Here is a 7,472-nt window from a genome sequence, read left to right as displayed (position 1 = left end):
AAAGCGGTCGCGCCCGGCGCCGTCGCCGAGGCGCCCTCGCGCCCCGGGAATCGACAATGAATACGGCCACCCCCGGGTTAGCACTAGGTGGTTTCACCGCTGAATCACCGATCTAATCCAAGGTGGCACTCTGCATCTGTAAAACGCCATACCTAACCGTACGTTTCGCGCAGCAGTTTCAGTGCCATCCGTTGTTTCACGCCATTCAGCGGCCTCGCCGCAACGAGCAGGAGAGACGTCATGACTAATGCAGTGAATCCGGGCGCTGGCGGCGGTACCGCCGGTCTGGTGAGCACCTTCATCGCCGATGTGAACAAGAGCAACAACATCGGCAACGGCAAGAACGCGCAGGCCGGCAGCAGCTCGTCGGGCGGCGGCGTTTCCGCCGGTGGCGGCGGCGGTGGCGGCGGCAGCGGCTGGTTCGCGGCGATGGCCCGCGCCTGGGGCGCGACCCTGGACGGTCAGGCCGCGCGCATCACCGAACTGTCGGGCAGCATCGGCGGCGGCAACGATTCGCCGTCCAGCATGATCGCGCTGACGTCCGAAAGCCTGCGCATGCAGTTCATTTCCAACAACGCTTCGACCTCGCAGAACGCGGTGGCCGACGCGCTGAAGACCTTGGCGCAGAAGAACTGACTCGCATCGCGGCCCGACGTCCGCCGCTGCCTGCCGCGACGGCGCCCGGATCTTGCGATCCGCGCGCCGCTCGGCCGGAGCCGGCGCCGCCGCCGCGATAAGACGATTTCGGAAAGCGTGGTTTCTTTGTTGTTCGTTCGGTCCCAACGTTTCAGGAGAGCAGGACCATGATCGAAGCCATTCAAGTCGCGGCCGAAGCCGCGCAGCCGGCCGCGGCATCGCCGGCGCAGTCGCCGCAGGCCTCGGCCTACGACATCCGCGAGTTCGCGGCCGCGTTCGATCGCGGCGCCGCTCCGGGCGGCGGCACCCAGCAGGCCGGCGCTCCGGCGCAGGTCGCGCAGACCTCCGCCAGCGAGCCGTCCACCGGCGCGCGCGCGGTGCTGGCCGCGCTCGACAATCTCAACGGCGGCGCCGACAAGATCGACGCGGCGACCCAAAGCATGTCGGCCAACACCGCCGAACTGACGCCGGGCGAGATGATCCAGATGACCATGCGCTGCCATCAGTTCATGTTCACTTCGCAGCTGACCTCCAACGTCGCCAACCGCACCTCGGACGGCATCCAGCAGTTGTTCCGTCAGCAGTCGTAACGAGCAAGGCACATCACAACACGGGGGATGCATGGGTAGGGCGTCAGGCTTCAACGCGGTAAGAGTCATGGCGGCCCTGCTGGCCTGCCTGCTGATCGTCGGCTGCACGCGCACACCGCTGTACAGCCAACTCGACGAACAGCAGGCCAACGAATTGATGGCGGCGCTGCTGGACGCGGGCATTCCAGCGGAAAAAGACCCCTCGCCGAGCAAGACCGGCTGGGAGGTGATGGTCAACCGCGGCGACATCCCGTATGCGATGCAGGTGCTGACCTCGCGCGGCTTGCCGCGCGCGCAGTACCGCTCGCTCGGCGATGTGTTCAAGAAGGAAGGCTTCGCGTCTTCGGCGCTGGAAGAGAAGGCGCGTTATCTCTACGGCCTGTCGCAAGAGCTCTCGCGCACTCTGACCCGGATCGACGGCGTGGTCGAGGCGCGCGTGCACATCGCTTTGCCCGACCGCGACCCGCTCGGCGGCAACGTCCAGGATTCGTCGGCTTCGGTGCTGATCTTCGAGCGGCCCGGGCAAAGCCTGCGCGCGCGCGAGACCGACATCAAAGTCTTCGTCAAGGACAGCGTCGAGGGCCTGGACGACGTCAACAAGGTCACGGTGAAGTTCTTCACCGTCACCGCGCCGCCGAAGGTGAGCCAGACCAGCGGCCCGCTCAACGCGGTGATCGGCTCGATCGATCTGAGCGCGGTGATCATCGGCGCCGGCGTGCTGGTGCTGTTGGCGATCGTGGCGTTCTTCTTCGGCCGTCTGCGCGCGCGCTTCGCGCCGGCACCGCAACCGCAGCCGAGCAACGCCCGCGGCGGGGTCTGGAACGGATGAGCACCGCGGCGGCGCTGCGGACGATCCTGGCAGGGATCGATCCGAGTTGGCACGGGACCGGCAACGACCGGATCGCCCCCGAGCTGCTCAACGCCGCCCGCGACAGCGCCATCGGCCGACGCCTGCTCGCGCGCTGGCTCGCCGCCACCGACGCGCCGGCCTTGCTGGCGCCGCAACCCGGCGCCGGTTTCGGCGCCGCCGCCGTGCGCTGGCCGCGCGAACGGGTGGCGCGGTTGGTGCGCGATCTGGGCGCGCTGGCGTATGCGCCGGCGATCCGCGCCGAAGTGCGGCGCGAACCGGTGCGCCGGCTCAAGTCGGCGCTGGACAATTCGTATCTGCTCGCGCTCGACAGCCTGGTCTGGGACGGCAAGGTCCAGGCCACGCTCGGCGCGCAGTTGGCGGCCGAGATCGATCACGCGCTGCGCGCGAGCGACAGCGATCAGCCGTTGTTCGATCTGCTCGACCGCCGCGGCCGCGCCGAACTGCGCCTGTGGGCCGAGCGCCGCGATCCCGGCCTGGCCGACTGGTCGCGGCTGCTGCTGCCGCGCGGCAGCTTCGACAACGCGCCGGCGCTGGTCGCGCATCTGCCGCCGGAAGTGGTCGAACGTCTGCATACTCATCACGGTGCGCGCCCGCTGACGGCGTGACCGCCGCCGCGCCGCATCGCGTTCAATCGACTCACTCGCCGGACTTCCCATGCACGCCGATCCGCACCAAGCCGACTACCCGACCGCCGCCGCCCTCGCGGCCGTGGGCGCGTCGTTGCGCGGCGGCGCCGAGCCGGAGACCCGGCGCGATCTGGGCCGCGCCGGCGGCACCGTGGCGGTGTTCGAACGCAAGCAGTTCGAACGCGCGGTCGCCGGCACCGTGGTGCCGGCCCAGCAATGGAACGCGGTCGCCGAACTCGACCAGATGCTGGCCCGGGTCAACGAGCTGTACGCGGCGGCCGGCGATGAAATCAAGCAAGCGCGCGAAGCCGGCTACGCGGCCGGATTCGCCGAAGGCCTGGCGCGCGCGCAGCAACAGATGGCGCAGCAGCTGGCCGACCTCAACGAACGCCGCGCGCGCGTGCTCGCCGACGCCGGCAGCCGCGTCACCGAACTGGCCTGCGCGATCGTCGCGCGGATCTCGCCCGACTTCGACGCGCGCAGCGTGGTGCCGCCGCTGGTGATGCACGCGGTGGAAGCCGCGCAAGCCGAACAATTCCTGCTGATCCGGGTCCACCCCAGCGTGCGCGAGGACGTGGCCAAGGGCCTGGGCCTGGTGCGCCAGGCGCATCCGGTGGTCGGGGTGATCGAACTGGTCGACGACGAAAGCCTGGACAAGCTCAGCTGCGTGGTGGTCTCGGAAGTCGGCGAAGTGCGCGCCGGCGTGGCCCAGCAGATCGAAGCGATCCGGGTCGCGTTGTCGGGCGCCGAGTACGGCGCCGAACACGGCACGGGGCAGGGCGAATGAACGCTCGCGCGCACGCGTCGCGTAGCGCGCGCGGCCCTGCGCCGGTGCGAGCGCGCGGAGCGTTGTCGTGAGCGCGAACCTGCAGCGCACCATCCTGCAGCCGGTGCCCGCGCCGGTGCAGCAGGACCCGTTGATAACCGCGCTGGCGCGCGTGCCGCGGGTGATGCGCATCGGCAAGGTCGCCGAAGCCTACGGCACGATGATCCGCGCCACCGGCCTGAAGGCGATGATCGGCGAGCTGTGCGAGTTGCGGAATCCGCGCGACCGCAGCTTCCGGCTGATGGCCGAAGTGGTCGGCGTATCGCGCCAGTACACCTTGCTGACGCCGCTGGGCGCGCTCGACGGCCTGGCCCACGACACCGAAGTCATCGCCACCGGCCGGCAGGCCTCGGTGCGCGCCGGCGACGGCCTGCTCGGGCGCATTCTCGACGCCAACGGCGAAGCCCTGGACGGCCGCGGCGGCTTCGGCCCGACCGTGCAGATTCCGATCTACGCCGCCTCGCCCAACCCGCTGGCGCGTACCTTGATCGAGCGCCCCTTCGCCACCGGCGTGCGCGCGATCGATACGGTGATGACCGCCGGCGTCGGCCAGCGCATGGGCATTTTCGCCGTTGCCGGCGGCGGCAAGAGCACCTTGCTCGGCATGCTCGCGCGCGGCGGCGACGCCGACGTCAACGTGATCGCGCTGGTCGGCGAACGCGGCCGCGAGGTCAACGAATTCATCCACGACAACCTCGGCGAAGCCGGGTTGAAGAAATCGATCATCGTGGTTGCCACCTCCGACCGGCCGGCGCTGGAACGCAGCCGCGCGGCCTGGGTCGCCACCGCCATCGCCGAATACTTCCGCGACCGCGGCAAGCGGGTGATGCTGCTGGTCGACTCGGTCACCCGTTTCGCCCGCGCCCTGCGCGATGTCGGCCTGGCGATCGGCGAGCCGCCGGCGCGCCGCGGCTTCCCGCCGTCGGTGTTCAGCGCCATGCCGCGTTTGTTCGAACGCGCCGGCAACAACGACAAGGGCAGCATCACCGCGTTCTACACCGTGCTGATGGAAGGCGAGGACGGCGACGATCCGGTCGCCGAGGAAGTGCGTTCGATCCTCGACGGCCACATCGTGCTGTCGCGCAAACTCGCCGCCGCCTACCACTACCCGGCCATCGACGTGCTCACCAGCCTGAGCCGGACCATGCCGCGGGTGGCCGACGACGGCCATCAACGCGCCGCCGGCCAGCTGCGCAAATACCTGGCCAAGCATCAGGACATCGAGCTGCTGCTGCAACTGGGCGAGTACAAGCGCGGCAGCGACGCCGACGCCGACGTGGCGATCGAGAAGATCGAACCGATCCGCAAACTGCTCAAGCAATCGGCCAGCGATCTGGCCGACTACAAACAATCCGTCGACGCGCTGCGCAGGTTGTTCGGATGAAGCGCTATCCGCTGCACACGCTGCTGCAACTGCGCGCCCACCGGGTCGAAACCGCGCGCATGCTGGTGCTGGAGCGCCAGCGCCAGGTGCAGGACCGGCGCGACGCCTGCACCGCGATCGAGGGCGAGATCGCCTCGCTCAACCACGAACGCGCCGACCAGCGCCTGCGCCTGCTCGATCCGCCGCCCGCCGGCGTGCCGTGGGCGATGGCGATGTCGCAGCGCGAGGCGCATATCGATCACCTGGCCGAACTGGTGGTCGCCGCGCGCCAGCGCCTGGCCGATGCGCAAGGCAAGCTGCGCGAAGCCGAAGCCGCGCTGGACGAATCGCGCAAGGCCTTCTTCCGCGCCAAGGCGCGGCTGGACGCATTGGAAAAACGCAAGGACGTGTGGCGCAAGGAACAGAACGCGATCACCCAGCGCCGCGAGGAAGCCCTCTCCGCCGATCTGCTGCTGGCCGCGCGCCAGAATTCTAGCAACGGCACTTTCTGACCGAGGTCGCCATGAGCACGATCCGCAACAGCTCCTCGAACGAAGACGCCAAGCGCGCCGAAGCCGCGCAAGAAGCGCGCCGGGCGCAGAACAAGGACATCCCGCGCCAGCCGCCGGCGCCCGAATCGGTGGATGAGTTCCGCAACCTGCTGCAGCAGCGCCAGAGTCTGGGGCTAGGCCAGAAGGGCTTGCCGGGCGAGGAAGAAACTCCGTCGATGAAGGGCATGCTCTCGGCCGAGGGCGAAGGCATGGCCGAGGAAAGCGAGCAGCGCCTGGCCACCGACCGCGGCCGCCATCAGGCCGCCGGCAATCTGGCCCGGCAGCAGCACGTGGGCGAGAAGTCGCGCGACGACAGCCGCTATTCGGTCGGTTTCGACCGCGGCAGCGGCGACAGCCAGCCCTCGGCCGAAAGCTCGGCGATGTGGCAGGCGCAATTGGCGATGCGTTCGGACAACGCCGCGCCGGCCGCACCGATGCAGCCCAACTCCAACGCGGCCGCGTTCGCCGACTTGATCGAGCGGCACGTGCGCCAGCTCGCGGTCGGTCAGGGCGGCGCCAACGGCGAGGAAAGCCAGGTGCTGCTGCGGCTGTCGGATCAGACCTTGCCCGGCACCGACTTGCTGCTGACCAAGACCGCCGCGGGTTGGCAACTGCGCGCCGACTCGCGTTCGCGTTCGAGCTTTGATGCGATCCGCGAAGCCAGCCCCGAGCTGATGCGCCGTTTCGCCGAGCGCAACCTCGGCCAGCTCAGCATCGATCCGCACTTCCACGATTGAGCCCGCGTTCGGCGACGCGGCCCGGCCGAGGCCGGACCGCTCGCCCCAGTGCCGGCGCACCGCGCGCCGGCGTCCCGATCACCCAACCCGATGGATCGCCACCGCCATGACCACCCCGAACGCCGACGAACAGCGCCGCCAGCTGCGGGCCTCCTTTGAAACCCTGTTGCAGGAACAGGGCGAGCTCAGCGCTGACGACCGCAGCTTTCTGATGAGTCACTTCGACAGCGCGCTGGAGCAGCAGAACCTGGACGAACCGGCCGAGCTGGATCCCGAAGGCCTGCGCCGCGACTGGGCCGCCGCCGTCGACGCGCTGCTGCCCGAGGCCGACGCCAGCCAGCGCGAATTCCACATCCGCCGCTTCGACGACACCCTGGAACCGCTGCGCCGCGATGCGGTTCAGGACGCGGTCGAGTACTCGCGCCGCCGGCGTGAACAGGGCGAACAAGCCGCCGCGCAGTGGCTGAACGAGCGCAACGCCCAGCGCAAGTCCGCCAAGGCCGCGACCGCGGTCGCAAATCCGGACTCGCGTGCGACCGCGCGCAAGCCCGCGCCGCGCAACCCTTGGGGAAATGGCGGCTAAAACAGGCGTTTGCGCCGGCCTGACGCGGCGCGGCACCTAGGGTACGCCATAGCTTGTAGGCCCCCCGCCGCGACCGGAATATGGACACCAGAAAGCAGGGGCAGGTTCGCGAACTCGGCAAGCCGCTCTATCTCACACAACGCACTACCGCATTGGAGAAGATCATGACCGACAACGTGAACGCCCTGTTCGTCAACTCTCTGGCCAGCCAGGAAATCGAGAGCAAGACCCACGACGCCAAGAGCAGCGGCAAGAACGGCTGGCTGTACGCCATCGCCGAACTGACCGGCAAGCTGGCCGACAAGAAGGCCGACCAGATGACCAAGGCCATCGAAGGTCTGCCGGCCGAAGCCAAGCCGTCCGACATGCTCAAGACTCAGGCCATCGTGTCCGAGTTCCAGCTGATGATGAACACCTTCACCAACGTGGTGAAGACCCTCGGCGAAACCAACGCGACGGCCGCCCGCGGCAAGTAAGCGATGGTGCGACTTGGTCGCCCGAGCGTCATGGAAGGAGCGGGGCCGCAAGGCTTCGCTCCTTTCGCGTTTGTGAGGTGTGCGGTCCTCGCGCGCGGCGTTCGCGCCGGCGTCTGCATCGCGGCGTTGAGCGTGTGCGCGAGTGGGGCCGCGACCGCTCAGGATTACCAGCCGCACATGGACGCGTTCAATTCGTCCATGCAGTCGATGCAG

General features: G+C 69.0%; 10 protein-coding genes. All 10 read left to right on the top strand.

Annotation, left to right across the window (positions count from 1 at the left end):
• The first annotated feature begins 240 nt into the window (after window positions 1-240).
• Window positions 241-636, top strand: coding sequence for a hypothetical protein (locus V7787_RS51755; protein WP_336095285.1), 396 nt, complete (start codon window positions 241-243; stop codon window positions 634-636).
• Between the two features lie 167 nt (window positions 637-803).
• A complete protein-coding gene (locus V7787_RS51750; protein ID WP_336095284.1) occupies window positions 804-1,226 on the top strand; it encodes a hypothetical protein in 423 nt (140 codons plus the stop codon).
• Between the two features lie 67 nt (window positions 1,227-1,293).
• A complete protein-coding gene (gene sctJ / locus V7787_RS51745) occupies window positions 1,294-2,055 on the top strand; it encodes a type III secretion system inner membrane ring lipoprotein SctJ (RefSeq protein ID WP_336095283.1) in 762 nt (253 codons plus the stop codon).
• On the top strand, window positions 2,052-2,702 hold the full coding sequence (locus V7787_RS51740; RefSeq protein ID WP_336095282.1) for a hypothetical protein: 651 nt from the start codon (window positions 2,052-2,054) through the stop codon (window positions 2,700-2,702). Before sctJ ends, V7787_RS51740 begins: the two co-directional genes overlap by 4 nt.
• A gap of 49 nt (window positions 2,703-2,751) precedes the next feature.
• Window positions 2,752-3,510, top strand: coding sequence for a FliH/SctL family protein (locus V7787_RS51735; RefSeq protein ID WP_336095281.1), 759 nt, complete (start codon window positions 2,752-2,754; stop codon window positions 3,508-3,510).
• 103 nt (window positions 3,511-3,613) lie between these two features.
• The gene (locus V7787_RS51730; protein WP_442965381.1) at window positions 3,614-4,933 is read left to right on the top strand and encodes a FliI/YscN family ATPase; all 1,320 of its coding nucleotides are present in this window, start codon (window positions 3,614-3,616) and stop codon (window positions 4,931-4,933) included.
• Entirely contained in the window at window positions 4,930-5,424 is a 495-nt protein-coding gene (locus V7787_RS51725) for a hypothetical protein (RefSeq protein ID WP_336095279.1), read from the top strand. The genes V7787_RS51730 and V7787_RS51725 overlap by 4 nt, the downstream gene beginning before the upstream one ends.
• A gap of 11 nt (window positions 5,425-5,435) precedes the next feature.
• Window positions 5,436-6,200 carry a hypothetical protein gene (locus V7787_RS51720; protein ID WP_336095278.1) on the top strand — a complete coding sequence of 255 codons (765 nt, stop codon included), beginning with the start codon at window positions 5,436-5,438 and terminating at the stop codon, window positions 6,198-6,200.
• A gap of 106 nt (window positions 6,201-6,306) precedes the next feature.
• Window positions 6,307-6,783: a hypothetical protein gene (locus V7787_RS51715; protein WP_336095277.1), complete on the top strand. Its 477-nt coding sequence runs from the start codon at window positions 6,307-6,309 to the stop codon at window positions 6,781-6,783.
• 80 nt (window positions 6,784-6,863) lie between these two features.
• Window positions 6,864-7,259, top strand: coding sequence for a hypothetical protein (locus tag V7787_RS51710; protein ID WP_336095276.1), 396 nt, complete (start codon window positions 6,864-6,866; stop codon window positions 7,257-7,259).
• Window positions 7,260-7,472 lie beyond the last annotated feature (213 nt).

The sequence above is a fragment of the Pseudomonas sp. CGJS7 genome (assembly GCF_036961695.1).
The sequence above is the reverse complement of the archived record's forward strand: the minus strand, read 5'-3'. Positions and strand labels throughout refer to the sequence as shown.